The organism is Actinocrinis sp. (assembly GCF_035650855.1).
In the GTDB taxonomy this organism is placed as follows: Bacteria; Actinomycetota; Actinomycetes; order Streptomycetales; family Catenulisporaceae; genus Actinocrinis.
Genome location: NZ_DASRGV010000345.1, coordinates 1 through 25,700 on the forward strand (window position 1 = coordinate 1; position 25,700 = coordinate 25,700).

Annotated in this window: 24 protein-coding genes and 2 pseudogenes; 14 read left to right on the top strand and 12 right to left on the bottom strand. The window is 71.4% G+C overall.

What is annotated here, in order from left to right:
- Nucleotides 1-363, bottom strand: a pseudogene (locus VFB40_RS24500) (hypothetical protein); the annotation flags it as partial.
- A gap of 115 nt (nucleotides 364-478) precedes the next feature.
- On the opposite strand from VFB40_RS24500, the gene VFB40_RS24505 reads away from it, so the two are divergent.
- From VFB40_RS24505 to VFB40_RS24515, 3 genes are all read left to right on the top strand, one after another.
- The gene (locus tag VFB40_RS24505; RefSeq protein WP_324842570.1) at nucleotides 479-784 is read left to right on the top strand and encodes a hypothetical protein; all 306 of its coding nucleotides are present in this window, start codon (nucleotides 479-481) and stop codon (nucleotides 782-784) included.
- A 184-nt stretch (nucleotides 785-968) separates the two neighbouring features.
- Nucleotides 969-1,130: a hypothetical protein gene (locus VFB40_RS24510; protein WP_324854616.1), complete on the top strand. Its 162-nt coding sequence runs from the start codon at nucleotides 969-971 to the stop codon at nucleotides 1,128-1,130.
- A 2-nt stretch (nucleotides 1,131-1,132) separates the two neighbouring features.
- Nucleotides 1,133-1,846, top strand: coding sequence for a helix-turn-helix transcriptional regulator (locus VFB40_RS24515; RefSeq protein WP_324854618.1), 714 nt, complete (start codon nucleotides 1,133-1,135; stop codon nucleotides 1,844-1,846).
- A gap of 377 nt (nucleotides 1,847-2,223) precedes the next feature.
- Here VFB40_RS24515 and VFB40_RS24520 read toward each other — a convergent pair whose 3' ends face one another.
- The 3 genes from VFB40_RS24520 to VFB40_RS24530 form a co-directional block, all read right to left on the bottom strand.
- The gene (locus VFB40_RS24520) at nucleotides 2,224-2,961 is read right to left on the bottom strand and encodes an AMP-binding protein (protein ID WP_324842573.1); all 738 of its coding nucleotides are present in this window, start codon (nucleotides 2,959-2,961) and stop codon (nucleotides 2,224-2,226) included.
- Nucleotides 2,962-3,184: 223 nt separating this feature from the next.
- Nucleotides 3,185-3,757 carry a methylated-DNA--[protein]-cysteine S-methyltransferase gene (locus VFB40_RS24525; RefSeq protein ID WP_324854621.1) on the bottom strand — a complete coding sequence of 191 codons (573 nt, stop codon included), beginning with the start codon at nucleotides 3,755-3,757 and terminating at the stop codon, nucleotides 3,185-3,187.
- A 150-nt stretch (nucleotides 3,758-3,907) separates the two neighbouring features.
- Entirely contained in the window at nucleotides 3,908-5,500 is a 1,593-nt protein-coding gene (locus tag VFB40_RS24530) for a bifunctional DNA primase/polymerase (protein ID WP_324854623.1), read from the bottom strand.
- A gap of 96 nt (nucleotides 5,501-5,596) precedes the next feature.
- On the opposite strand from VFB40_RS24530, the pseudogene dtd reads away from it, so the two are divergent.
- Nucleotides 5,597-6,021: pseudogene (dtd, locus tag VFB40_RS24535) on the top strand (D-aminoacyl-tRNA deacylase).
- 44 nt (nucleotides 6,022-6,065) lie between these two features.
- Here the strand turns inward: dtd and VFB40_RS24540 are convergent.
- On the bottom strand, nucleotides 6,066-6,860 hold the full coding sequence (locus tag VFB40_RS24540; RefSeq protein ID WP_324854627.1) for a pirin family protein: 795 nt from the start codon (nucleotides 6,858-6,860) through the stop codon (nucleotides 6,066-6,068).
- 148 nt (nucleotides 6,861-7,008) lie between these two features.
- Here VFB40_RS24540 and VFB40_RS24545 point away from each other — a divergent pair, with 148 nt between their 5' ends.
- The gene (locus tag VFB40_RS24545) at nucleotides 7,009-8,073 is read left to right on the top strand and encodes a lactonase family protein (protein ID WP_324854629.1); all 1,065 of its coding nucleotides are present in this window, start codon (nucleotides 7,009-7,011) and stop codon (nucleotides 8,071-8,073) included.
- A 42-nt stretch (nucleotides 8,074-8,115) separates the two neighbouring features.
- On the opposite strand, the gene VFB40_RS24550 is transcribed toward VFB40_RS24545, so the two are convergent.
- Genes VFB40_RS24550 through VFB40_RS24565 form a run of 4 tightly spaced genes read right to left on the bottom strand, consistent with a single transcriptional unit; the run spans nucleotide 8,116 to nucleotide 11,922 of the window.
- Complete coding sequence (locus VFB40_RS24550) at nucleotides 8,116-9,753, bottom strand: beta-N-acetylhexosaminidase (RefSeq protein WP_324854631.1); 1,638 nt, start codon at nucleotides 9,751-9,753, stop codon at nucleotides 8,116-8,118.
- 2 nt (nucleotides 9,754-9,755) lie between these two features.
- The gene (locus VFB40_RS24555) at nucleotides 9,756-10,139 is read right to left on the bottom strand and encodes a RidA family protein (RefSeq protein ID WP_324854633.1); all 384 of its coding nucleotides are present in this window, start codon (nucleotides 10,137-10,139) and stop codon (nucleotides 9,756-9,758) included.
- Nucleotides 10,140-10,141: 2 nt separating this feature from the next.
- Nucleotides 10,142-10,912, bottom strand: a complete 771-nt coding sequence (locus VFB40_RS24560; protein WP_324854635.1) for an IclR family transcriptional regulator — start codon at nucleotides 10,910-10,912, stop codon at nucleotides 10,142-10,144.
- Nucleotides 10,909-11,922, bottom strand: coding sequence for a sugar kinase (locus VFB40_RS24565; RefSeq protein ID WP_324854637.1), 1,014 nt, complete (start codon nucleotides 11,920-11,922; stop codon nucleotides 10,909-10,911). The genes VFB40_RS24560 and VFB40_RS24565 overlap by 4 nt, the downstream gene beginning before the upstream one ends.
- Nucleotides 11,923-12,047: 125 nt before the next feature.
- Between VFB40_RS24565 and VFB40_RS24570 the strand changes: the two genes are divergently transcribed.
- The 3 genes from VFB40_RS24570 to VFB40_RS24580 are packed head-to-tail and all read left to right on the top strand — an operon-like array spanning nucleotide 12,048 to nucleotide 15,703.
- Nucleotides 12,048-13,313 carry an alanine racemase gene (locus VFB40_RS24570; protein ID WP_324854639.1) on the top strand — a complete coding sequence of 422 codons (1,266 nt, stop codon included), beginning with the start codon at nucleotides 12,048-12,050 and terminating at the stop codon, nucleotides 13,311-13,313.
- A gap of 45 nt (nucleotides 13,314-13,358) precedes the next feature.
- Nucleotides 13,359-14,990 (top strand): N-acyl-D-amino-acid deacylase family protein, encoded by a 1,632-nt coding sequence (locus VFB40_RS24575; RefSeq protein ID WP_324854661.1) that lies wholly within the window; start codon nucleotides 13,359-13,361, stop codon nucleotides 14,988-14,990.
- A 17-nt stretch (nucleotides 14,991-15,007) separates the two neighbouring features.
- Nucleotides 15,008-15,703 (top strand): bifunctional 4-hydroxy-2-oxoglutarate aldolase/2-dehydro-3-deoxy-phosphogluconate aldolase, encoded by a 696-nt coding sequence (locus VFB40_RS24580; RefSeq protein WP_324854641.1) that lies wholly within the window; start codon nucleotides 15,008-15,010, stop codon nucleotides 15,701-15,703.
- A 21-nt stretch (nucleotides 15,704-15,724) separates the two neighbouring features.
- Here VFB40_RS24580 and VFB40_RS24585 read toward each other — a convergent pair whose 3' ends face one another.
- On the bottom strand, nucleotides 15,725-16,831 hold the full coding sequence (locus VFB40_RS24585; protein WP_324854643.1) for a carboxylate-amine ligase: 1,107 nt from the start codon (nucleotides 16,829-16,831) through the stop codon (nucleotides 15,725-15,727).
- 273 nt (nucleotides 16,832-17,104) lie between these two features.
- Between VFB40_RS24585 and VFB40_RS24590 the strand changes: the two genes are divergently transcribed.
- Nucleotides 17,105-17,431, top strand: a complete 327-nt coding sequence (locus tag VFB40_RS24590) for a hypothetical protein (protein ID WP_324854645.1) — start codon at nucleotides 17,105-17,107, stop codon at nucleotides 17,429-17,431.
- Nucleotides 17,432-17,582: 151 nt separating this feature from the next.
- Nucleotides 17,583-18,980: a S53 family peptidase gene (locus VFB40_RS24595; protein WP_324854647.1), complete on the top strand. Its 1,398-nt coding sequence runs from the start codon at nucleotides 17,583-17,585 to the stop codon at nucleotides 18,978-18,980.
- A gap of 115 nt (nucleotides 18,981-19,095) precedes the next feature.
- On the opposite strand, the gene VFB40_RS24600 is transcribed toward VFB40_RS24595, so the two are convergent.
- Nucleotides 19,096-20,139 (bottom strand): GNAT family N-acetyltransferase, encoded by a 1,044-nt coding sequence (locus VFB40_RS24600; protein WP_324854649.1) that lies wholly within the window; start codon nucleotides 20,137-20,139, stop codon nucleotides 19,096-19,098.
- A 247-nt stretch (nucleotides 20,140-20,386) separates the two neighbouring features.
- Nucleotides 20,387-21,562 carry a xylose isomerase gene (gene xylA / locus VFB40_RS24605; RefSeq protein WP_324854651.1) on the bottom strand — a complete coding sequence of 392 codons (1,176 nt, stop codon included), beginning with the start codon at nucleotides 21,560-21,562 and terminating at the stop codon, nucleotides 20,387-20,389.
- Nucleotides 21,563-21,709: 147 nt separating this feature from the next.
- On the opposite strand from xylA, the gene xylB reads away from it, so the two are divergent.
- The 4 genes from xylB (at nucleotide 21,710) to VFB40_RS24625 (ending at nucleotide 25,587) form a co-directional block, all read left to right on the top strand.
- Entirely contained in the window at nucleotides 21,710-23,197 is a 1,488-nt protein-coding gene (gene xylB, locus VFB40_RS24610) for a xylulokinase (RefSeq protein WP_324854653.1), read from the top strand.
- Nucleotides 23,198-23,407: 210 nt separating this feature from the next.
- Nucleotides 23,408-24,607 carry an ROK family protein gene (locus VFB40_RS24615; RefSeq protein WP_324854655.1) on the top strand — a complete coding sequence of 400 codons (1,200 nt, stop codon included), beginning with the start codon at nucleotides 23,408-23,410 and terminating at the stop codon, nucleotides 24,605-24,607.
- A 116-nt stretch (nucleotides 24,608-24,723) separates the two neighbouring features.
- A complete protein-coding gene (locus VFB40_RS24620; RefSeq protein ID WP_414642143.1) occupies nucleotides 24,724-25,233 on the top strand; it encodes a GNAT family N-acetyltransferase in 510 nt (169 codons plus the stop codon).
- A gap of 57 nt (nucleotides 25,234-25,290) precedes the next feature.
- Nucleotides 25,291-25,587: a DUF427 domain-containing protein gene (locus VFB40_RS24625; protein WP_324854659.1), complete on the top strand. Its 297-nt coding sequence runs from the start codon at nucleotides 25,291-25,293 to the stop codon at nucleotides 25,585-25,587.
- The last annotated feature ends 113 nt before the right edge of the window (nucleotides 25,588-25,700 follow it).

The following is a 25,700-nucleotide window of genomic DNA, read 5'->3' on the forward strand; positions in this document are numbered from 1 at the left end:
GATGTCCGAGTGGTGGCGGGAGGGGTGCAGGTCCGCGTAGTCGGCCACCACGCGCGCGACCGCAGCGCGGCTGGCCGCGATCTGCCGCTGCTCTTCAAGCAGCGCGGCCTCGCGTTTGGCCAGCAGCGAGGAAAGGCCGACCTCCGGGCTGACCAAGCGCATGGCGCCGGGATTCTCGTCGGAGGGCCGCAACAGGGAGAGCCTGGCCAGCTCGTCGAGGCCCTCGCGCACCCGTTCGGCCGGCCACTCCAACCGCCGCGCGAGCTCGAGGACGCCGAGGCGCGGCTCGGCGAGCATGGTCTTGTACACCCGCTCCGCGTCCGAATTGACGCCGAGTGCGTCCAAACCCAGTGCTTCCAGCATGGCAAGCCCCCAACGATCGGTTGCTCCTCAGTGAAGCGTGCAGGTCCCTGCACCGCAAGATTCTGCCACACGGAAATCCTGGTCCACAGCCTCTGTCTGACGGAACATCGGGGATATGTACCTCATCAATTCACGTCTAAGCACTGAGGATAGAAGCATTAACGCCGCCGATCTTCGCCGTCTTTTCACGAATATCGCAGACCCCGACGACCGGCTGGAACACCTCTACGCGGAGACCGACAGCCACGAGGCGCGCCTCGCGCTGTTCCTGTGCCACCCGGATCTGGCGGCCGCGGAGTCCGCCGCGGCAGGACTTTGCAAGCGGGCACTGGAGCGCTGCCCTGAACTGCGGGGCTGGTCGATGGAGTACTGCGGGGCCGGGGTGGTACCGGGGGCGGAGAAGATCCTTCTGGGGGTGTGAGGCGGGGCAACAACTTGCTGCCACCGCAGGGTCATGTCAGCACGGAACGGTGACAGGGGCCGCCGGACTCCGGCAAAATCCTGCCTCGGATAATGGTTCTCCGAGGCACCGCGGGCTTCGAATTACCCACTGTTCCGCCCTATTCCCCGCACTGGGTTTGACCCTGCACGAAAGAGGCTTTCCCATGAAGCGTGCCATCCGTCCCGCGTGCCTGCTCGTCGCCGCCGCCGTCGTCTCGGCCACTCCGGTGCTCGCCGTCTCCGCCCTCGCCGCCGCCGCGCCCGCCACCGTGGTCACCGCCACGACCTCGCAGGTGAGCACCGCCAACGACCTCATCTGGGACTGACGATGACCGAAACGCTTTCCGCTCCCGTCCGGCTGCGCCGCCGCGAACCCGTTCCGGCACGCCGCCCCTGGACCGAGGCCCCGGCCGGACACATCGCAGGTCCGGCGCGCGGAGCCGCCGCGCTGCTCGGCGCGGAACTCGAGGAGCTGACCCGGGACGAGCTGATCGCCCTGGTGCCCGAGCCGTGGCTGTTCGACCGCATGGTGCCGTCCGGCCTGTTCTCCAAGCTGCTGCGCCAGGGCCTGACGGTCCGGGTGCTGCACGGCCCGGCGCGACCTGGCGACCCGGCGCCGTTCCCGGCGCTCACCCGGCTCGGCACGGCCGCGCCGACCACGTTCAGCCTGCCGTACCCGGTGATCGTCCGGGACCGCTCGGTGCTGTACATGCCGCACCCCGACCCGCGCCACCCGATGGCCGGCCGGCTCGCCCCGCAGCCGCACGTGGTCGCGGCCCGCTCGCTGGCCGTCGCCTTCGACCTGGCCTGGGCCGCCGCCTGCGGCCAGCCGCCGAACAGCCCGCCGCCCGGGCAGGTCACCGCGGAGCAGCGGGAGATCCTGCAGGTGCTCAGCAACGGGGTCACCGACGACCACGCGGCCGCGCAGCTGCACATGAGCCGGCGCACCTTCGCCCGGCGGGTGGCGGCGCTGATGGAAAGCCTCGGCGCGACCAGCCGGTTCCAGGTGGGAGTGCAGGCGGCGCGGCGCGGGCTGGTCTGACCTCAAGCACTGCGGGAGGGAAGCGCAGCGCGGTTGAAAGCGGCGACTGTGAAACCCGTGCCGGTGAAGGCAGTGTCGATGAAAGCAGTGCCAATGAAGGCAGTGGGTGAAAGTGGTGAAAGGCCGCGGCGCTGCCCCGACCCGAGGCCTTATCCGCCCGCGAGCCGGGAGAGCTCGCCGCATTCGGTGCTCACGCCGCCGGTCCGGCACCGGGACCGGCGGAGCGCCGGCTGACGACAGCTGGCCGACCGACAGCCGGTAACCGTGCCGGGAGCGCCGTAGAGGCACCATACGGACCGGTAGGCGCCCAGATAAACCACAAGGCGCCCCGACGCTCAGCGTCGGACCGCCTTGGGCGTTTCAGAGAGTGTTCAGGCTCAGCCGTAGCGCCGAGTGGCGTCCAGGAGGCTGAGCACGTTGCGGTGCGAGGCCATGATGGTCGGCGCCGCGCCCGGGCCCGCGGGATAGCTCAGGTACGCCAGGTCGTCCGGGCCGGCGGCCCACGGGTCGTCCTCGAACAGGCCGGCGGTCTCGGGGTCGGTCAGCACGGCCGGATCGGAGTCGACGATCACGGTGCGGACCACCGCCGGGCGGTAGGGCCCGCCGGGCAGCTCGATTCCCGCCTGCGCCACGATGACGCGCAGGCCGATGTCCTGCCGCATGAAGTTCAAGCGCTCAGCCGAGTAGCTGGGGTCCAGCGGGACGTAGGCGCCGCCGGAGCGCAGGATGCCGAGCATCCCGATGACCAGTTCGATCGAGCTCTCGCAGCACAGGCCGACCGGGTGGCCGCGGCGCACGCCGGCCAGCCGCAGCTTGGCCGCCACGCCCCCGGCGCGGGTCCACAGCTGCGCGTAGCTCAGTTCCTCGCCGTCGAAGACGACGGCCGCCGCGTCCGGATTGATACACACCTGTTCGGCGATCAGCTGCGGGATGCTGGCCTCGACCGGGAAGTCGTCCCAGTGCGCGTCGGCGCAGGCGGTCAGCAGGGCCCATTCCGCGTCGGGCAGGCTGGACAGCTCGCCGACGGGCTCGTCGTGCCGGTACTGCCTGATCCGCTGCGCGCGGATCACGCCGGCCGGCGGTCCGTCGGTACGGTCGGTGAATCGGATGAACATCCCCATCCCTCCGCTTGGCTGCCCCGAGGAACCCGGAACTCGGGAACGCGGTGCTCAGGAAGCTAACAGTCCGGGTTCGGCCGCTCGCATTGCGTGGAGGAAAGTGGCAAGAGTGTGCCAGTGACGGCGGTTCGCCACCCGAACGCGTTGACGGAGCGGTAAGGGGTCTGACGCGTCAGTATTCTGCTCGGCCCACGCGCAGGTGGGACCGATCGCATAAGACTTAGAACAGGGTCGGTTGCAAGGAACCTTCAAGGGTGAGCAATCGGCGCTTGGCCTCCAGTCCGCCGCCGAAGCCGCCGATGCCCCCGTCGGCCGCGATGACCCGGTGGCAGGGCACGACGATCACGATCGGGTTGCTGCCCATCACGGTGCCCACCAGCCGGGAAGCGCCCAGCGTCCGGCCGGACAGCAGCGCGAGGTCGCCGTAGCCGACGGTGTCTCCGAACCGGACCTTCGCGTGCAGGGTGCTGAGGATGGAGCGCTGGACTCCTGAGGTGAGCGACCAGTCCACCGGCACGGTGAACTCGGTGAGCGTCCCGGCGAAGTACTCCTCGAGCTCTTCGGATATCAGCGCGCCGAACTCGTGCTCCAGCAGCGGCGCGGGCTCCAGTCCGCCCTTCGCCCCCGGGGCCGAGGAGGCCAGGTCGTCCGCGAAGCCGGCGAGCGGACCGAAGGTCAGCCGCAGCAGCCCTCGCGAGGTCACCACGGCGCCGAGCGGGCCGACCGGCGAGTCGATGTCGCCCCACGCGGATCCGGCAGGCAGCCGGTAGTGCGAGCCAGGTCCTGGCAACATCCGGCTCCTCCTCTCCGCGGGCCGCACGCACGCCCCTTCGCGTGCTCTGTCTCGGCTGGGTCCAGCCTAGGCGGCGGCACTGACAATTTCGTTCGCTTTGGCGCAGAACCGGGTCGAGGCGATCGAGCCGGCCGGGTGCCGGACGGGGCATCAGGCCGCCTTCCCGGTACTGAGCCGCTTCGCGGGGCTCGCCGCAGCGTCAATCGCGGCGTCCGCGGCCAGCTTCAGGTCGTGCAGAGCCTTGCTGAGCGGCGAGCGGGTCCGTCTGCGGCCCGGAGGGCGGCGAGCGGAGCCTTGGACGGTCCGCTCCATTGCCGCAGCGAGATCTCGAACGGCTTCGCACAATCGGCCGGCGTGACGCCGCTGCGCCGCCCCGAAGTGCCCTGCGTCCCGCAGATCCCGTAACGCATCCATCAGTGCCCGTATACGACGCCAGTCCTGACTGAACGCCAGTGAGGCAGCGCTCAACGCGACCGTGTCGTACGCCTGGTCCATGGCCCGCAGCGCGGCGAAGATCCGGAGGTCGGCCCGATCGCGCGCCGACCGCCGGTTCGGGCGCTTCGGCGCCTGGTGCGCGACATCTGACGGCGGGTCACTCGATCCGCGAGCCTCGTTCGGCGCAGATCGAGCGAACACGATCCGCACCGCCGAGCTTCGGGCGTCGGGCCTGCGGCGAGCCGGGAAGCGCGGCCGGGCGATGCCCGCGCCGAGGCCCGAGGCGAGGGTCGAGGCGCATTCGCGGGCCGGCAGTCCGGCCTGGCGCGCCGCGTGGAACAGCTCCGAGGCGGCGAGGTCGCGGTCCAGCAGGCCGGCGCCGACCAGGCGGCCCAGCGCGTACGCGGAGCGGTTGAGCGTGTCGTTGCGCGTGCCGATTCTCGCGGTGCGCATCCGCTCGACCTCGTTGCGCAGCGCCGCCGCCCCGTACGCGGCCGCCGCGGCACCCGGCATGCGAGAGCCGGCCACGTCGGAGCGGTTGACGGCGAGGGGAGGCAGCGCCGGAGCCGCCTGACGTGACCTTGCCGCGAGTTCGCGCACGATCCAGCGCGGGACCGGCGCGACGGGCGAGTCGTCCGCGATCTCGTAGCGGTTGCGGCCGATCGTCGAGCCTGGTCCGACTACATAGCCTCCGGCCGCGCGCGTGTCGATCAGCGGGCCGAGCCGGGCCACGGTGTTGCGCAGCTGAAGGCCCTTCGGGGCGCGGAAGTAGAGGTGTATGCCACCGGACGGCGTCGCCACGGTGAATGTGCGCGGTATCGGCCGGCCGGCGGCCAACTCGCGCAGCGCCTGCGCGCCATCGCGCGGCTCCTGGCGCGTGGACGCGGGCGCGTCGGCACCGCGCTGCCCTTCGGCATCGCGCGGGTCCTGGTGTGTGGACTGGGACGTGTCGGCGCCGCGCAGCGCGTGCGCGCCGTCGCGCGGGTCCTGGTGCGCGGACGTGGGCGCGTCGGCACCGCGCTGCCCTTCGCCGTCGCGCGGCTGCTTAGGGACGTCGAGGTCGAGCACGAACAGGCCGCTCGGCCCGCAGGCTATGCCGAAGTTCGCGTGCGGCGGCCAGCCCAGTTCGCGCAGGCGCCGCGGATCGCGGACCGCCAGCCCCTCCCAGTCCTCGCGCACCGCGGGGACCTTGCTGCCCGGGCGCAGCGGGAAGACCGCGAAGCCGCGCTCGGCCAGGGCGATCGCCGCGCCGAGGCGATCGGTCGCGGCGCCGGTGCCGCTCGGTGTCGCGGTTGCCATCGTCGACATGTTCGATCCTCCTTCGCGCTTCGCTCGTACTTATGTTCTATACCCAGCCACCGACAGATTCCGCTCCGATGGCCCGTCCGTGGCACGATCTGCCGCATGCGAGCAGTCGTGCAGCGGGTCACCGAGGCGGCCGTGCGGGTCGAGGGCGAGGTCGTCGGACAGATCACCGAGCCGGGCCTTTGCGTCTGGTCGGCGTCACACACGAGGACACGAAGGAACACGCCCGGCGGCTGGCGGCCAAGCTGTGGACGCTGCGGATCCTCAACGAGGAGAAGTCCGCTTCGGACGTGGGCGCGCCGATCCTGCTGGTCTCGCAGTTCACGCTCTACGGCGACGCGCGCAAGGGCAGGCGCCCGACCTGGAACGCCGCCGCTCCGGGACCGGTCGCGGAACCGCTGGTGGAGGCGACGGCCGCGGCGCTGCGCGAGCTGGGCGCGCACGTGGAGCTCGGCGTGTTCGGCGCGAAGATGCAGGTGTCGCTGGTCAACGACGGTCCGGTGACGCTGGTCCTCGAGGTCTGACCGCCCGGGCGCCGACAGGGATAGAGGAGATACCGGACGGGGCGTCAGCCGATCCCGAGCTTGGCGTGCATCTCCCAGACCAGGATCTCGGACGCCTCGATCGCGGTCACCCGCTGGCTGTCTCCGGCCGTGATCCGTGCCGCAGCGCCTGTTCCGAGCACGCCTGCGCCTTCCAGCTCCACCGCGCCGCGCGCTGCGAACACGTGCAGGTAGGGGGCTGCGGGCAGCGTGACGGAGCCGCCCGGCTCCAGCCGTGCCGCATGCAGCGCGGCGTCCTTCTGCTTGATCCGGATCGCGGCCGCGCCCTCGTGCCGGTCCATGCCGGAGGCGACCGGGACGAGTCCGCCGCGCAGCAGTTCGTCGCCGATTTCGAGCTGCTCGTAGCCGGGGTCGATGCGAGCCTCGTCAGGCACCACCCACATCTGCACGAAGTGCACGGGCTCGTCGTGCTCGGCGCCGCCGGTCAGCCGCCAGGAGTCGTTCTTCTCCGAATGCAGGATGCCGCGGCCCGCGCTCATCCGCTGCGCGAGCCCCGGATAGATGACCCCGCTGTGCCCTTCGGAGTCCTGGTGCACGAGCGCGCCGCGCAGCACCCAGGTGACGATCTCCATGTCCTCATGCGGGTGCGTCTCGAACCCGGCGCCCGGCCGCACCACGTCGTCGTTGTTGACGAGCAGCAGGCCGAAATGCGTGTTGCGGGCGTCGTAGTGGCGGCCGAAGGAGAAGGAGTGCTTCGAGTCCAGCCAGGACAGCCGGGTGGCGAAGCGGTCGCCCGGATCGCGCAGGTCGAGTGACGGCTTCAAGCCCTGCGGAGCGCTCGTGATCGGAAACGCCGGCATGGTGGGTCTCCTTCTGCTCGATTCCTCGACCCTACGCCACCAGGATAGTTGAATCATGAACAAAGCGTGAATCGGGTCGGCTGCCGCTGCGCCGGGCCGATGCGGGCATACGCGCAATACTGGTCCCAACGATCAAAGGAAGGCGTGCATGAGCGACCGCGTCAGGCTATTCATAGGCAGGTACACGCAGGACGATCCGTCACCGCAGCCCGCGCCCGGTATCACCGTGGCCGAGTTCGACCCCGAAGCCCTGGCGATCGAGCCGCTCGGCGGCGGCGATCTGCCCGAGGCGTCTTTCCTCGAACTGGGGCCGGCCGGGGACGTGCTCTACGCGGTGCAGGAGGACGAGCACGACGGACAGGTCGCGGCGTTCTCGATCGACGCGGGAACCAGCGCCCTGACGTTCTTGGACAAGCAGCCGACGCACGGCGGGCTGCCCTGCCACATTCTGGTCGAGCCCGGCGGCAGCTATGTACTGTCCGCGAACTACGGGACGGGGAACGTCGCCGTGCACCCGATCGAGTCGGACGGCAGCCTGGGCGCGTCGTCAGACGTCTCGCAGCACCAGGGCTCGGGGCCGAACTCCGAGCGTCAGGCCGGGCCGCACGCGCACATGGTCGCGGCCGCTCCGGACGCTCAAGTGGTGCTCTCCGTGGATCTGGGCACTGACAGCGTTTACGCGTACTCGCTCGACGCGCTGTCGGGGCGCCTCACGCTCATCGCGCAGAACCGGATGCGGCCGGGCAGCGGTCCGCGCCATCTGGTCTTCCACCCGTCCGGCGAGCATTTCTACCTGGCCAACGAGCTGGGCAACTCGGTGTCGGTGTGCGCGTACGACGCGGCGACCGGCTCGGCGAAGGAGCTCGCCGAGATCCCGGCCGTGCCCGATCCGAAGGGCGGCGAGAACGCGCCCGGCGGGATCCTGCTTTCCGCCGACGGCCGTTTCCTGTACGTCTCCAACCGCGGGGACGAGTCGATCAGCGTGTTCGAGGTCCGCGACGGCGGTTCGCGGCTCGAGCCGGTCGGCCGGTGGTCCTGCGAGGGAAGCTGGCCGCGGGACATCGCGTTCAGCCCGGACGGGCGCTTCCTGTTCGTGGCGAACCAGCGTTCGCACAACGTCGCGGTGCTGCGCGTGGACGGCGCCGGCGGCGCGCTGTCGGCGACCGGGCTTTCGTATCAGGTGCGGAACGTCGCGCGAGTACTGATCGGGTAGCGGCTTTCCGGATACTCGGCCCTGGCACCGACAGCGGCGCCGTTAGCGAGGCCAGCCCGGCGCGTCGGGGCGCGACTGCCAAGGCAGCGGTCCCGACGCGCGCCGGTACTCGACGCCCAGGGCGTCGAGCCTGCGTTCGTGTACTGCCAGACGTCGCGCGAAGTCGTCGAAATCCCGGTCCCGCGGGTCGCTCCACACGGTTTCGGCGAAGGCCGTCAGCCGGGGAAAGGCCATGTAGTCGACGGCGCGGGCCGAGTCGATGTGCTCGGTCCAGATGTTGCACTGCGCGCCGAGTACGTGCTGCGCTTCGCTCTCGCTGAGCGCCGCGGGGACGGGTTCGAAGGCGTAGACGTGCGCTAGCGACGAGACCTTGCCGATGGGGGTCGGCTCCCCCGGGTCGTCCGACTGGCGCCAGTCGAGATAGACCTGGTCCTCGGGGCAGAGCACCACATCGTGCCCGCGCTTGGCGGCCGTGATCGCCCCGGTGATCCCCCGCCAGGACGCGACGACGGCGTCTGCGGGCAGTCCGCCGTCGCAGATCTCGTCCCAGCCGTAGAGCACCCGGCCGTGGGTCGCGAGGTGCTCGGCGAGCCGTGCGACGTACCAGAACCGCAGCGCGTCGGCGTCCGGGAGTTCGCGTTCTGCGATGTGCCCCTTGGCGCGCGGGCTGTTCTCCCACGGCCCGGTCGGGCACTCGTCGCCGCCGACGCCGATGTGCTTGGACGGGAACAGCTCGACGACCTCGTCGAAAACATCGCGCAGGAACTGCAGGGTGGATTCCTCGGCGTTGAGTACGTTGTCGAGGATGCCCCAGCGCGTCGCGACCTCGGGCTGGTCGGGCTGGTTCGGCGAGTCGGTGTTGCCGAGGTGCGGGTACGCGGCGATCGCGGCCCCCGCGTGTCCGGGTACGTCGATCTCGGGGACCACGGTGATGTGCCGGGCGGCCGCGTAAGCGACGATCTCCCGGATGTCGTCCTGGGTGTAGAAGCCGCCGTGCGGGCGGCCGTCGAAGCGGTCGTGCCGGCGGTCGCCGAGCGGGCTCTCCCGCCGCCAGGAGCCGACCTCGGTGAGACGCGGGTAGCGCCGGATCTCCAGGCGCCAGCCTTGGTCGTCGGTCAGGTGCAGATGCAGGACGTTGAGTTTGTGCAGCGCGATCAGGTCGATGAAGCGCAGCACGTCCTGCTTGGGCAGGAAGTGGCGGGCCACGTCGAGCAGCGCGCCGCGCCAGCCGAACCGGGGCCGGTCGGTGATCGTGACCGCCGGCACGTCCCAGGGTCCTGAGCTGATCGGCGCGCGGCGGAACGCGGCGGAGGGCAAGAGCGTGCGGAGCGTCTGAGCGGCGTAGAAGAGCCCTGCGCTGGTCTCGGCTTCGAGCGTGGCACCGCTCGTCGTCACCGTCAGGCGGTAGCCCTCGGGGCCGAGGCCGGCGGTGTTCGTCGCGGGATCGGCCACGCGCAGGGTGATGGCGTTGCCCGGACTGTGGCCGTCGCGCAGCGGAAGGCCGGTCGCCGGGCCGAGCGCGGAGCGAAGCCAGCCGGCGACTTCGGCGCTGCGCTCGTCGGCGTCGAGCACCGTGGCGTCGGTGAGCGTGAAGCGAAGCCGCACCGCTACTTCTACTTCCCGCGGCTCGGGGATGAGGCCCAGGTCCGCGAGGTCGTCGATCACGTCGGGCGTCGGCATGCTCAGTCTTCCAGCACCGCGAGCGCGTCGATCTCGACCAGCATCCCGGCGGGCAGGCCGACGTACACGGTCGTGCGGGCCGGGAACGGCGCGCTGACGAACGTGCTGTACACCTCGTTCATGGCCGCGAAGTGCGCTACGTCGGCCAGGTAGACGCGCATCATCATCACGTCGTCGAAGTCGGCTCCGGCGGCGCGCAGGATGGCCTGGATGTTGAGCAGCGTCTGGCGGGTCTGCTCGGCGACGGTCTCGCCCGCGAACTCGCCGGTCGCCGGGTCGGTCGGCCCCTGCCCGGCGACTTGCAGGATGTTGCCCTTGCGGACGGCCTGCGAATAGGAGGCCACTGGCGCCGGGGCGTCTGCGGTGGTGACGGCGATCTTGGGCATCGCTAGTTCTCCTGGTCGTGGTGCGGGGGCGGGGCGGTCCAGCCGAGTTCCGCGGAGGCGGCGTCGGCGGCGGCGAGCAGATCGGGCAGCAGGGCGAGGACGCCGGAATACGTGAGTACGGGTTCTGGCACCGAGAGCGACGCGGCGGCCAGGACGGTCCCGGCGGCGTCCCGGATCGGGGCCGCGACGCAGTTGATGTAGTCCTCGTGCTCGGCGCGGTCCTGGGCGTGGCCTTGGGCGGCGACCTTGCCGAGTTCGGCCTCGAACGCGCCCGGGTCCGTGATCGTGTTCGGCGTGTAGCGCTCGAAGCCGAGCCGGCTGATCGCGGCCTTGCGGCGCGGTTCGGGCAGCCCGGCGAGCAGGACCTTGCCGACCGCGGTGCAGTGCGCGGGCGCGAGCGCGCCGATGCGCGAGTTCATCCGCACGGGATGTCTGCTGTCGTACTTGTCGATGTAGACGACTGTGCCTTCCACGTACGCCGCGAGATGCACCGTGTGGCCGTGCTTCTGGTTGAGCGCGGCGAGGTGGGGTGCGGCGAGTCGGCGTATGTCGAGGTCGTCGAGGGCTTGGTGGGCCAGCGCGAACAGGCGCGGTCCGAGCCGGTACCGGTGTTGCTCGTCGTGGCGGGCGAAACCCTGTGACTCAAGGGTCTGAAGCAGCCGCAGCGCGGTCGACTTGTGTACGTCGAGCAGCGCGGCGAGTTGGTCGAGGGTCTTCGGGCCGCCGCCCAGATCGGTCAGGATGCGCAGGGCGCGATCGACGGTCTGGCTCATACGGCCCCTGCCTTGATCTCGGCGCCGGGTGCCGGTTCGGCAGCGCGGCCTTGCATCTCTCCGGTCGCGATGAAGCGCTCGATGGTCGCGTGGTCGGGCATCACACCGAGGTCCGCGCGCACCCGGAGGGCGCAGGAGGCGGCGAGCGTGCCGAGCCGCAGCCGGTCTCGAAGGGAGAGGCCGCGCAGCGTTCCGGCGATGAATCCGGCGGCGAAGGCGTCTCCGGCTCCGGTCGGCTCGGCGATCTCGACCGGCAGCGCGGGCACGTCGACGCGTTCGCCCGCCTCGAATCCGGTCGCGCCGTCAGCTCCCTGTTTCACCACGAGCGTGCGCGGCTCGGGCAGCAGCCGGCGCAACGCGTCCGGATCGCCGACACCGCAGACCGCCTCGGCTTCGTCGGCGCCGATGAAGACCAGGTCAGCGCGGCGCGCCAGATCGATCAGCACCCCCGGGTCGCGCCCGGCCCACAGCACGGGCCGGAAGTTCACGTCGAAGGCCACGATGCGGCCGGGCCGCGGCGAGGCGAGGAAGGCGTCGGCCAGCGCGGCGCAGGAATCGGAGAGCGCTGCGGTGATGCCGGTGAAGTGCAGCACCGGCGTATCGCGGACGGCGGCCGTGTCCGCCAGGCTTGGGTTCATCGAGCAGGCCGCTGATCCGGCGCGGTAGTACCGCATGACAGTGGACGGCGAGTCGGCGGCCATGCCGGCGCTGGATGTGACGATCTCCTTGACGTACAAGCCGGTCTGGCGCTGCGCATCGATTTCGACTTCTGATACGTCCACTCCGTGTGCGGCGAGGCTGCGCAGGACGACGCGGCCGAAGCGGTCGTCTCCCACCCGGCCGACCCAGCGGGCCGGGACGCCGAGCGCCGCGAGCGTGCACGCCACGTTGACCTCCGCGCCGCCCACCGCCAGCGCGTATCCGGCTACTTCCTTGTCTTCGGCTGCGTCCTCGTCGGGGATGAGCACCGCCAAGGCTTCACCGACACACGTCACTGCCGGTCCAGTCACCTGCCGCCCTCCCCTGCTCCGCGTGGTCATCCCTTGCCGTACCGCGCTGCCGGATGCTACAACCGGGTGAGCAACATACGCAATCACGTTGCATATGTTGCAACGGAGATCTAATGAGGAGGGTCGTGGACGACGCAGCGCTCGGTGCCTTGGCCGCGGAGCGGATCGACTGGCGCTACAAGGGCTTCCCGGCCCGCTTCGACGGCCTCACCGTGGCCGATCTCGTCGAGGCCAAGCCGCCGCTCGCGCAGTTCGGCACTCCCCTGCTCGTCCTCGACGGTCCCGCGCTCGACCACAATCTGACCCTGATGGCGCAGTACTGCGCGAAACACGGGGTTGATCTCGCACCGCACGGCAAGACCACGATGGCGCCGCAGCTCTTCGCCCGCCAGCTCGACGCCGGCTGCTGGGGAATCACCGCCGCGACGATCGCGCACCTGCGGACCTACCGGGCCTTCGGGGTCGCGACGATCGTGCTCGCCAATCAGCTCGTCGACGCCGACTCGCTGCGCTGGGTCGCCGAAGAGCTGCGCCGCTCGCCGCACTTCCGCCTGCTGTGCTTCGCCGATTCCGTCACCGGAGCGGAACTGATGCAGGCGGCCCTCGCCGAGGCGGACGCGCCGCGCCCGGTGGAGATCGTGATCGATCTCGGCGCGCCGGGCGGCCGGACCGGCTGCCGGAACCTGGACGAAGCTGAGGCCGTGGCGCGTGCTGTGCGCGCGGCGGATCGGCTGCGGCTCGTCGGCGCCGGCGGCTTCGAGGGGGCGCTGGCTCCCGACCGCGCGCCGCAGAGCATCGAGCACATCCGCGAGTATCTTCGTTCCCTGCGTCAGCTCGTCGGCCGGCTCGACGAGGCAGGGTTGTTCGACGAGACCGACGAGATCGTCGCGACGGCCGGCGGCAGCGCGTACTTCGACGACGTGGTCGAGATCCTCGGCGGTGCGTGGAAAGCCTCGCGTCCGGTGCGGACCGTGTTGCGCAGCGGCGCCTATATAACGCATGACGACGGCCACTATCGAAGGCTGACACCGCTGACCGCCGACGCCGGGTTCCGGCCCGCGCTCAGCATCCGTGGCCGCGTACTCTCGACTCCCGAGCCGGGTCTCGCGCTGCTGGACTTCGGCAAACGCGACGCGCCGTTCGACCTCGGCCTGCCCGAGCCGCACACCGTCGAGCGCGCGGACGGCGCTACGGAACGGCTGACCGGCTGCTCGATCGCCGCACTCGCCGACCAGCACGCCTTCCTGCGGCACGGCGGCGACACGCGGTTGCGCATCGGCGAGGTCGTCGCCTGCGGCATCTCCCATCCGTGCACCGCTTTCGACAAGTGGCAGCTGATTCCGGTCGTCGAGGACGGGCACGTCGTGGACGTCATCCGCACGTTCTTCTAGGCAGCACCGACTTCTGGACACAGGCAAGACGAGAGTGTGAGCGCGATGGAGAACCAGGGCACGGATACGGCGCCGACAGTGCTGTTCCGCGGCTGCCACGTCACCGACGGTACCGGCGCGCCGCGAACGCGTGCGGACGTCGCGCTCGCGGGCGGAAGGATCGCGGCCGTCGGCGAGGAGGCCGCGCGGTTCGACGCCGACCGTGTCGTCGACGCCTCAGGGCTCGTACTCGCTCCCGGGTTCATCGACATGCACGCGCACTCGGACCTGGCGCTGCTCGTCGACAAGGAGCATCTGGCGAAGACGTCGCAGGGCGTCACCCTCGAAGTCCTCGGCCAGGACGGCCTGAGCTACGCCCCGGTGGACGACGGCGCGCTGAAGCAGTTGCGTCAGCAGATCTCCGGCTGGCACGGCGATCCCGAGGAACTCGCCTGGGACTGGCGCACCGTCGGCGAGTACCTGGACCGGATCGACGAGGGCTGCGCCGTCAACGCCGTCTACCTAATGCCTCAGGGAACGCTGCGCATGCTGTGCGTCGGCAACGATGACCGTCCGGCGACTGAGCCTGAGCTGGATGCGATGCGGCGCCTGCTCGCCGAGGGTTTGCAGCAGGGCGCCGTCGGTATGAGCAGTGGCCTGACATACACGCCGGGTATGTATGCGGACACTGACGAGCTGATCGAGCTGTGCCGCGTGGTCGCCGAGTACGGCGGCTATTACAGCCCGCACCACCGCAGCTACGGCGTGGGCGCCATGGAGGCCTACGAGGAGATGATCCGGGTCAGCGAACAGTCCGGCTGCCCGCTTCACCTCGCGCACGCGACGCTGAACTTCTCCGTCAACGCGGGCCGGGCGCCGGATCTGCTGGAGCTCATCGACGAAGCCTCCGCGCGCGGCGTGGACATCACGCTCGACAGCTATCCCTACCTTCCCGGGGCGACGACGCTCGCCGCGCTGCTGCCCAGCTGGGCGGCGAGCGGCGGACCGGACGCGCTCGCGGCCCGGCTGCGCGACCCCGCCGCCCGCGCGCGGATGGCGGCAGACCTCGAAGTCACCGGCTCGGACGGGTGCCACGGCGTGCCGATCGACTGGGCCGCGATCCAGATCAGCGGCACGCGGCACGCGTCCAACAGCACGCTGGCCGGCCTGACCGTGGCCGAGGCCGCCGCGCAGGCCGGCCAGCCGCCCGCACAGTTCTGCTTCGACCTGCTGCTCGCCGACGACCTGGGCGTCTCCTGCCTGTTGCACGTCGGCAACGAGGAGAACGTGCGCACCATCCTGCGGCACCCCGCGCACCTCGTCGGCAGCGACGGGCTGCTGATCGGCGCGCGGCCGCATCCGCGCGCGTGGGGCACCTTCCCGCGCTACCTCGGGCACTACGTGCGGGAGGAAGGACTGCTCACGTTGGAGGAGTGCGTCGCGCAGATGACCGGCCGGGCCGCGCGCCGGCTCGGACTTACGGACCGCGGAAGGGTCGCGCCGGGGCTGGCCGCGGACGTAGTGTTGTTCGACCCCGGGACGGTGGCCGACCGGGCGACGTTCGAGCAGCCGCGTCGAACCGCGACCGGCATCCCCTACGTTCTGGTCGGCGGCGAGTTCGTGATCGACGGCCATCGGCGCACACAGGCCACACCGGGGCGGGCGCTGCGGCGCGGCGCGCGGCGGCGGAACCCATGACGGACGCGGAGGTACGAATGCAGGCATCGCAGGTTCACGGGTCGGCGCACGCGCAGGCACTCGAACACCCCTCACAGCGCCCCGACCCGCTGGATCTGCTGGCCCGCGACCGCGTGCTGTGCATCGTGCGCGCCAACCAGGTCGCCGACGCGGCGGGGCTGGTCTCGGCGCTGGCCGCAGGGGGCATCCGACTGGTCGAGTTCACCTTCACCATCCCCGGCGTGCTCGACGTGATCGAAGAGGCGGCCGAGGTGCCCGGCAGCGTGATCGGCGCGGGGACGGTGCTGACGGCGAGTCACGCGCGCGACGCGGTGGCCGCGGGCGCGCGCTTCCTGCTGACGCCCGACATCCGGCCGGACGTCGCGACGGTGGCGCAGGCCTGCGGCGTGCCGCTGATCATGGGCGCGCTCACGCCGACCGAGCTGAGCCGGGCGTTCGAGCTCGGGGCGGCGGCGGTCAAGGTGTTCCCGGCGCGGATCGGCGGCCCGGCTTACCTGCGCGACCTGCTCGGACCGTTCCCCGGCGCCCGGCTGATCCCCACCGGCGGGGTCAACGCGGCGAACGCGCGCGGGTTCCTCGACGCAGGAGCGGCGGCAGTCGGCGCGGGGACCGATGTAGTGCCGCCGAGCCTGGTCGAGCGCGGCGACCACGAGGCCATCGCCGAGAAGGCCCGGGAGTTCGTCCGGGCGCTGGAGCCGGAACCGGAGCAGTAACGGCCACCTCACCAGCCGCGCTCAGCGCGTCTCAAGGTCCTTTGTCGTCTCTGCCGCGATGAACCGGACCAGTCCGCGCTGGCCGCAGTCGGCCAATGCCGTGCGCTGCCGTTGGCTGCCGTTGCCCTCGTCCAAGGTCCGCTCGACCAGCGCCGTCACCTGGTCGACGTCTCCGTATTCGGCCAGCGCGGGCTGCACGTGCCGCAGCAGCGCGCGTGCCGCCTCTCTCGCCGCGACCGGCCTTCCCTCGGCGCCGATCAGCGAGCCGTCGAGGCCGTAGCGCGCGGCGTGCCAGCCGGCCGCCGAGGCGATCTCCGGCAGCGTTTCGGGCTCCGGCTCGCCGGCCTCGTGCCGCCAGATCGCCGTCTGCGTCAGGCCCCTGATCAGGCCGGCCAGCATGACGGCCTCCTCGACGCGCAGCTGCACGTCCGAGGCGCGCACCTCGACCGTCGAGTAGCGTTCGGACAGCCGCGCCTGCCAGTAGACCTGGTGCACGTCGCGGATCACTCCCCCGGTCACCAGGCCGCGTACGCGCCGCTCGTAGTCGGCGGCGTCGGCGAAGGCCGGGGGCGGCCCGCTGACCGGCCAGCGGCCGAAGACCACGGTGCGCCAGCTGGCGAAGCCGGTGTCGCGGCCGCCCCAGAACGGGGAGTTGCCGGACAGCGCGACCAGCACCGGCAGCCAGCGCCGCAACCGGTTGAGCACCGCGACGCCGGTGACCCGGTCCGGGACGCCCACGTGCACGTGCATACCGTTGATCAGCTGTTCGTCGACGAGCTGCGGCGCATCCTCGTAAAGGCCGCGGTAGCGCGGCGTGTCGGTGATGACGGCCGGCCCCTCCTGCCGGAACGGGGCCGCGGCGGTGGCCGCCAGCAGGCAGCCGACCTGGCTCGCGGCCTCGCCGAGCGAATGCCGCAGGCGCAGCAGGTGGCCGCCGACCTCGTCCAGGGTCTCGCACACCGGAGTGGCCACCTCGAGCTGGGCGAGCAGCAGTTCGTGCTGCACCTCGGCACTCGCGAGCGCGGGTTGCATCCCGGCCGCCCGGCACACCTCGTCGGCCGCCGGCGCGGGGTAGCCGCTGGCCTCATCGAGCAGCAGGTACTCCTCCTCGACCCCGAGCGTGATCACCCCGACCGTGTACCCTCCCACCGCGCTTACAACCGGTCCGCATGAGTGGATCACGCCGCACCGCATGAGTGGTTCACTCCGCGCCGCGTAGGCGGTCACCTGCGGTCAAGGCCCGGCAAGGGCCCGGCCAAGCCGGCCGCGATCCGGGTGCGCGACCGCCGACAGGGGCCTGCGTTTCCCGTACCGTAAGCAGCGCCGCGCGTGTCGAGCGCGCGCAGAGCGCTGTGACGACCCGGGGAGGGCCGGATGACGGCATTGATGTGGATCTGCTCGGTGCTGCTGATCGCCGAGTTCGTGATGGCGCCCATCAACCTGTGGACCGGCCGGACGATGCCGAACTTCACCCGGTTCACCGGACTGTCGCCGCAGCTCGCGACGACGGTCTTCGCGCCGGTGAAGCTGCTCGCCGCGCTGCTGGTCGCGATCGGGCTCGCGGTGCATCCGCTCGGGGTGGCCGGCGCGGTGGTGCTGGCGGCGGTGTGCGCGGTCTACCTCATCCGTCTGGCGGCTCCCGGACGCCGTGACCCGGCGGGGATCGCCGCCTTCGGCTTAGGGTTGATCTTGGCCGTGGTGCTGGCGGTGGTCCAGGCGGGCCGCTGACGGGGAGTCAAGCCGTGGGCGGTCGGCGGGACATAACGACTCGGCGCTAATTGCGGACGGGCGCTTGCCAAGCGGCTGAGTTGAACGTGCCATGCGACATGGGCACCTCAGACCGGGGTGCCCGCTCGATGCCCGTCCGAAGGAGTTCGACTTGCGACACACCCGCAAGCGCAGATCGATCCTGGTGCTCGAGGCCGGCGCGGCGGCGCTGCTCATCGCCCTCGCGCAGTCCTCCGCGGCCGCGGCGGCGCAGACCGCGCCCCGGGCCGGCGGTTCCGCCACAGCCACCCTCGCGGCCCATCCGGTCAAACCGGTGCCGGCCGTCACCGACCACGTCGATGCCAGGACCCTGACCAGCCCGCTGCCCACCTCGCAGTGCCTGACGCAGCTCCATATCCACTGCTACTCGCCAGTTCAGTACCACACCGCGTACGGGCTCGACAGCCTGTACCGCTTCCACATCAACGGAGCCGGCCGCACCATCGTGCTCGTCGACTCCTTCGGCTCGCCGACCATCCAGCACGACCTGCAGGTCTTCGACGCGCAGTGGGGCCTGCCGGACACCACCGTGCAGATCGTGCAGGCCGGCACCATCCCGCCCTTCGACCCGAGCAACCCGGACATGACCGGCTGGGCCGCGGAGAGCACCCTCGACGTCGAATACGCGCACGCGATCGCGCCCGGCGCGCACATCGTCCTGGTCGAGACGCCGGTCGCGGAGACCGAGGGCGTCACCGGCTTCCCGGAGATGATGACCGCCGAGAAGCAGCTGATCGACTCGGGGGTCGGCGACGTCATATCGCAGAGCTTCGGCGCCACCGAGAACACCTTCCCCGGCTTCGACAAGGGCGATTTCAGCAGCCTGCTGAACCTGCGCTACGCGTTCAAGGCCGCGGCCAGGCACCACGTGACCGTGCTGGCATCCTCCGGCGACGACGGCGCGACCAACGCGACGCTGGACGGCTCCGGCCTGTACCCCATGCCGGTCAACTCCTGGCCGTCCTCGGACCCGCTGGTCACCTCGATCGGCGGAACGCAGCTGACCCTCGACGACTCCGGCAAGCGGCTCTCCCCCGACGTGGTGTGGAACGACGGCTACGGCGCGGGCGGCGGCGGCCTGTCGGCCGTGTTCAGCCGGCCCGATTTCCAGCACGGCGTCCGCGGCGTGGTGGGAACCCACCGCGGCACCCCGGACATCTCGGCGAGCGCGGCGGTCAACGGCGGCGCGTGGGTGTACTTCAGCTACCAGCCCACCCGCGTCGGCTGGCACATCATCGGCGGCACCAGCGAGGCCTCGCCGATCTTCGCGGGCGTCGTGGCGCTGGCCGACCAGGTGGCCGGGCACCGGCTCGGCAACATCAACGACGCGCTGTACGAGCTCGGCGCCGGCCGGCACTCGGCCTTCGCCGGGGTCGTCGACGTGACCAGCGGCGACAACTCCTTCGGCGGAGTCACCGGCTACACCGCCGGACCGGGTTACGACCTGGCCAGCGGCGTGGGCACGTTCAACGCCAACCTGGTCTGGTCGCTGGCGTTCACATCCCGGTAGTCACCGCCCCGCCAGTCGCCCCCGGCAGCCGCCTCCCACCGACGCCGGCGCGCGACCAGCGCGGCACGTCTAAGGCGCGCTCGTCCGGGATCGGCGCAACCGTCAGAGGTTGCCGCTATCCCTGGACGAGCGCGCCGAGCGGTTTGTGGGTCGGCGCCACATAGGCGAGCAGCGGCACCGGGCGCAGACCGTACCTGCGCTTGAAATCCCCGTTGCGCCGGCCGCATTCGAACCTTGCCAGGCCGAGCCGCGCGGCGTACTCGAGCGCCTCGTAGAACAGCAGGTAGAAGGGGCTGAAGTCCTCCGCGCCGCGCTCCACCCCGCAGGTCCACAGGTGCAGCCGCACGCCGTCGAGCAGGCAGAAGCCGAGGCCGACGACCCGGCCGTCGACGCAGACCTCGATGATGCGCGCGGCCTGCCCGAGCAGCCGCCGGAAGTGCTGGAAGCCGCCGGGGGCGAACCGGCCGGGCACGCTGTGCTCGGACTCGATCATCCGCTCGATCCGGGCGAGCCGGTCCGGTTCGGCCGACCCCGGTTCCAGCACGCGGGTCACCGCTCCGGCGCGCTCGGCGCGGCGCTGGTGCATGCGTAGGGTGTTGCGCTGGTGTGCGGGCAGGCCGGCGAGGTAGTCGGCCGCGGCGAAGCCCGGCGGCAGGTCCAGGACGTAGCGCTGGTCGATCGGCAGGCCGTGGGCGCCGAGGGCGGTGAGGGCGGCGGCCAGCGGTCCGGTCGCGTCGACGTTGACCAGGCTGTACCAGGGCGCTGCGAAGTCGGCGGCCAGCTGCTGGAAGGCGGCGAGCACGGCGCGGATCGCGTCCAGGTCGCCCGGCCCGCCGCGCGAGGGCAGCCAGGTGTCGTAGCAGTGCCAGTTGTGGCTGATCAGCCCGCGCGGTTCGGCAGCGATGGAGGGTTCGTATACGGCCAGCGAACCGACCGGGTCCATCTGCGGCAGCAGGGTGACCGGCAGGCAGGCGCGGGCCGTCTGATCCGCGTCGCGCAGCATGAGGTAGGCGAATGCGTCGGCCGGCAGCAGCTCCGACTTGCGGTACGCGGTGAGGAAGGCGCTGCTGTAGAAGACCGGGGCCCCGCTGTCCGCGGCCAGCTCGTCCCAGTCGGGGATGGCCGCGACGTCGTCGTATGCCTCGACCGTTGCGGTCACGCAGCGTCCATGTGGCGCTCCACGCGCGCCAAGGGCGGTGGTGCGCCTTCAGTCAACTGTTCGAACTCTGCGTCCACTCGGCGGTCCCTTGGCAGGCGGCGACGGCGGTAGCTCGGACGCTAAAACAGTGTTCGAAGACTGTCAAGGTTGAAGATTCATACGCCTCGGCGCGCCGCAGGGGCGCCTGGAACCCGACACCGGCCGCGCCGGAGCAAGAGCTCTGCGACGCGGCCGGTTCGGATTCGGATCAGCGCACGCCGAGCAGGTGGTCCATCGCCAGCTGGTCGAGCTGCTCGAAGGCCATGCCGCGCTCGGCGGCGGCGTTCGCGTCGAAGTCCTCGAACGCGCTGCGGTCGGCCAGCAGGTCGGTGATCGTCTCGCCCTCGGCCAGGGTGCCCTGCGCGAGCTGGTCGAGCCTGGAGGCGCGCAGCGCCGCCTGGACCTCGGGGTCGGCGCGGAAGGCCGCGGCCCGCTGCTTGAGGATCAGGTAGTTGCGCATGCAGCCGGCCGCCGAGGCCCAGACCCCGGCGTAGTCCTCGGTGCGCGGCGGCTTGAAGTCGAAGTGCCGCGGTCCCTCGTACCCGGCCGACTCCAGCAGGTCGACCAGCCAGAACGCGGCGCGCAGGTCGCCGGCGCCGAAGCGCAGGTCCTGGTCGTACTTGATGCCGGACTGGCCGTTGAGGTCGATGTGGAACAGCTTGCCGTGCCACAGCGCCTGGGCGATGCCGTGCGGGAAGTTGAGCCCGGCCATCTGCTCGTGGCCGACCTCGGGGTTCAGGCCGACCAGCTCGGGGTGCGCCAGCCGCTCGATGAAGGCCAGGCCGTGGCCGACCGTGGGCAGCAGGATGTCGCCGCGCGGCTCGTTCGGCTTGGGCTCGATCGCGAAGCGCAGGTCGTAGCCCTGGTCCAGGACGTACTGCCCGAGCAGGTCGAAGGCCTCCTTCAGCCGGTCGAGCGCGACGCGCACGTCTTTGGCCGCCCCGGACTCGGCGCCCTCGCGCCCGCCCCAGGCGACGTAGATCTTGGCGCCGAGCTCGACGGCCAGATCGATGTTGCGGATGGTCTTGCGCAGCGCGTAGCGGCGCACGTCCCGGTCGTTCGCGGTGAACGCGCCGTCCTTGAAGACCGGGTGGGTGAACAGGTTCGTGGTGGCCATCGGGACCTTCATCCCGGTCTCGTCGAGGGCGGCCCGGAAGCGCTTGACGTGCGCCTCGCGGTCGCCGTCCGAGGAGCCGAACGGGATCAGGTCGTCGTCGTGGAAGGTGACGCCATAGGCGCCGAGCTCGGCGAGCCGGTGCACGGACTCCACCGGGTCGAGCGGCTTGCGGGTGGCGTCGCCGAACGGGTCGCGGCCCAGCCAGCCGACCGTCCACAGGCCGAAGGTGAACTTGTCGTCCGGTGTGGGCGTAAGGGACTGCGTCATTGCTTGCTCCCGGAGGTCTCGGAGGGCTAGCCTCATTCGTAAACGCGGAATACAAATTCCGCAACCCAACCTACTCCTTCGCGGCCCCGGGCGGTATCCACCCCCGTCGGAAGCCTCCCGCGCCGCGAACCGACCGAGGGGACGAGGATGTCGCCGACCACAGCGCGCATTGTCATCGGCGTGGACAGCTCCACCCAGTCGACCAAGGCCCTCGCGGTCGACGTCGACTCCGGCGCGGTGGTCGGGCAGGGCAGGGCGGCGCACACGGTGAGCGGCGGCGCCGGGCGGGAGAGCGATCCGGAGCAGTGGTGGGAGGCGCTGGTCACCGCGCTGGAGCAGACGGGTTACGCGGACACGGCGCAGGCCGTCGCGATCGGCGGGCAGCAGCACGGGCTCGTGGCGCTCGACGAGAAGGGCGTGCCGGTGCGGCCGGCCCTGCTGTGGAACGACGTGCGCAGCGCAGCGCAGGCGGCGGCGCTGGTGGAGCGGTTCGGCGCGCAGTGGTGGGCGCAGCGGATCGGGAGCGTGCCGACCGCGTCGTTCACGATCGCGAAGTGGGCCTGGCTCAGGGAAAACGAGCCGGAGGCCGCCGAGCGGGCGGCCGCGATCAGGCTGCCGCACGACTATCTGACCGAGCGGCTGACCGGAAGCGCGACGACGGACCGCGGCGACGCGTCCGGCACCGGCTGGTGGACGCCGGAGGGTTACGACACGGACCTGCTTGACCAAATGGGCCTTTCCCCGTCGCTGCTGCCGCAGGTCGTGCAGCCGGGGCAGCCTGCCGGGCAGGTGCGCGCGGCCGGAAGCGGCACAGGTCGCGGCAGCGCGGTGCCGCTGCGCGAGGGGACGCTGGTCGGCGCGGGTACCGGCGACAACATGGCGGCCGCGCTCGGGCTCGGCCTTGAGACCGGCGCGCCGGTGCTGAGCCTGGGAACCTCAGGGACCGTGTACGCGGTGACGCGCGGCCGCCCCGCCGACCCGAGCGGCACGGTGGCCGGGTTCGCGGACGCGCTGGGCGCCTGGCTGCCGCTCGCCTGCACGCTCAACTGCACGCTCGCGGTCGACCGGATCGCGGCGCTGCTCGGCCTGGACCGCGAGGCGGTGCAGCCTGGCGCAAGCGCGGTGGTGCTGCCGTACTTCGACGGCGAGCGCACGCCGAACCTGCCGTTCGCGTCGGGCCTGCTGACCGGGCTCCGGCACGACACGACTCCGGGCCAACTGCTGCAGGCCGCGTACGACGGAGCGGCGTACTCGCTGCTCGCGGCGCTCGACGACGTGCTGCGGGCAGGCGGTGAGGAGCTGGCGCCGGACACGCCGCTGCTGCTGATCGGCGGCGGCGCGCGCGGGAAGGCCTGGCAGGACACGGTGCGGAGGCTGTCCGGGCGCGCGGTGCAGATCCCGGCGGCGGAGGAGATCGTCGCGCTGGGTGCCGCTGCGCAGGCGGCCGGACTGTTGACCGGCGAGGCGGCCGACGCGGTGGCGCGACGGTGGGGTACCGCGGCCGGACCCGTGTTCGAACCGTTGCCTCGCGACGACGCCGCTCGTGTCCTTATCGCGGCTACTCTGCAACGAGCCGAACGCGGCGGGCTGTTCGCACAGGGTGACGGACTCGGAAACGATTCCGCGTCGACGTGAAACCGGCTGCTGAGACGCGCGAGGAGGGGCAGCGTGAGCGACTCGACCGGCGATCGTGATGAGACCGGGAATCCTGCGACGAAAGCCGGTGATTCGGCCGGCGGGAGCGAGCATGCCGGAGTGGATGACGGCCGTCCGATAACCCGGCGGGACGCGCGCGCTCACCGAGCCCCGACGCACCGAACCGCCGGACCGGCTTCGCAGCAAGGCATGCGCCGGCAGAACCTCGCGCTCGTGATGGCCGCCCTGGCGGCACACGGCCCGAGCTCGCGCGCGGAGGTCGCCGAGCGCACCGGCCTCACCCGCGCGGCGGTCGGCAGCCTGATCAACGAGCTGGCCGCGGCCGGGCTGACCACGGACCTCGGCCTCGCCCCGAGCGGCCGGGTCGGCAGGCCGGGTACCGCGCTGGCGCTCAGCGAGCAGGGCCCGGCCGGCCTCGGCCTCGAGATCGGGGTCGACCACCTGGGCGCCTGCGTTCTCGACCTGCACGGAACCGTGCGCACCTGGGTCGAGATCGAGGCGCCTAACCGGGGCCGCGCGCCGCGCGACGTGCTCGCCGAACTCGGCGACGTGGCCGCCGCCGCGCTCCAGCACGCCGCCGCCCAAGGACTGCATCCGGTCGGCGCGGTGGTCGCGGTGCCCGGCCTTGTGGACGCCGCGCACGGCACCGTCGAGCAGGCGCCCAACCTCGGCTGGCGCGCCGTGCCTGTCGCCAAGGCGCTGGCCGAATGGCTGCCCGCGCCGCTGCGGCCGGTCCCGCTCGAGGTGGAGAACGAGGCCAATCTCGGCGCGCTGGCCGAACTCTGGCACGCGGCCTCCCGGCCCACCGACTTCATTCACGTCTCGGCCGAGGCGGGCATCGGCGCGGCCGTGGTGATCGACGGCCGGCTCTTCCGCGGCGCGCGCGGATTCGCGGGCGAACTCGGGCACGTGCCGGTGCACCCGGACGGCCCGCAGTGCGGCTGCGGCGCCCGGGGCTGCCTGGAGCAGTACGCGGGCGAGCAGACCGTGCTGCGTGCCTCCGGCCTTTCCGACGCGGGCGGCGACCGGATCAAGGCGCTGACCGACAAGGCCCTCGGCGGCGATCCGCGCGTGCTCGAAGCACTGGAGGAGGCTGGCCGCGCGCTCGGCACCGCCCTCGCCGGCGCGGTGAACCTGCTGGATCCGTCCGCGCTCGTCCTCGGCGGCGCATACGCCGAGCTGGGCGAATGGCTGCTGCCCGGGATGCGCAAGGAGCTGGCGGAGCGGGTCACGGTGCGGCCGTGGAGTCCCGAGGCGTTGCAGCTGTCGGAGCTCGGCCGCCGCGGCCCGCTGCTCGGCGCGGCCACAGTCACGATCCGGCGCATCATCGAGAACCCGGCGCGGTATGCCGACTGGCGTAATACACATGAGCGCAACGTCGGTCGTTAGTGTCCGGAGGTATGCAGGCAGAAGCGCAGAGGGCAGGCGGTTACGACTCAGCCGGTCACGAGTCAGGCGGCCACGAGTCAGGCGGCCACGAGTCGAGCGGCTATGACCTGGCCGCCGTGAAGCTGTCCGGATCGATCGTCACCTTGCGCCCGGCGCACGAGGGTGACATACCGGCGCTGGCTGTGATCCGCGCCGATCCCGAGGTGTACCGGTGGTGGCGCGGCGGCCCGGATCTGCAGGCCGCGGTCGCCGAGGAGCTGGCCACCGAGGACGAGCACGGTTTCGTCATCGAGTACGAAGATCGGACCGTCGGCTTCATTCAGTGGTGGGCTGAGGAGGAACCGGAATACCGGCACGCCGGGATCGACATCTACCTCGACGCGTCAATGCACGGACGCGGCATCGGCACCGATGCGGTACGGATCCTCGCCACGCATCTGATCCATGACCACGGGCACCATCGGATCACCATCGATCCGGCCGCGGACAACGAGGCGGCGATCCGCTGCTACGCCAAGGTCGGTTTCCGGCCGGTCGGCGTCATGCGGCAGTACGAGCGCGGCCCGGACGGCACGTGGCACGACGGTCTGCTGATGGACCTGCTCGCGAGCGAACTGATCGGCTGATTGACTCGTGGACTTAGCCTGAACTGATGGATGCGACGCTAGAGATTGGAGTCCGCCATGACAGTGCGTGCGACGTGGAACGGCCAGGTGCTGGCCGAGAGCGACCACACGGTCGTCGTCGAGGGCAACCACTACTTCCCGCCCGAGGCGGTGAACCGCGAGTTCTTCGCACCGAGCGCGACCCACACGACCTGCCCGTGGAAGGGCTTGGCCAGCTACTACACGGTAAACGTGAACGGAGAGAGCAACCCCGACGCGGCCTGGTACTACCCCGAGCCGAAGGACGCCGCCGCGAAGATCCGCGACTACGTGGCGTTCTGGCACGGCGTCGCCGTGGAGAAGGTGGACGACTAAGCCTGAGCGGTGAAAGGAGCACGTCCGCGGGCTGCGTTGGAAGGGGCTGACGCGTGAGGATCATCGTCCTGTCGGATACGCACGCGCCTCGGCGGTGGCACGGTTGCCCGCCG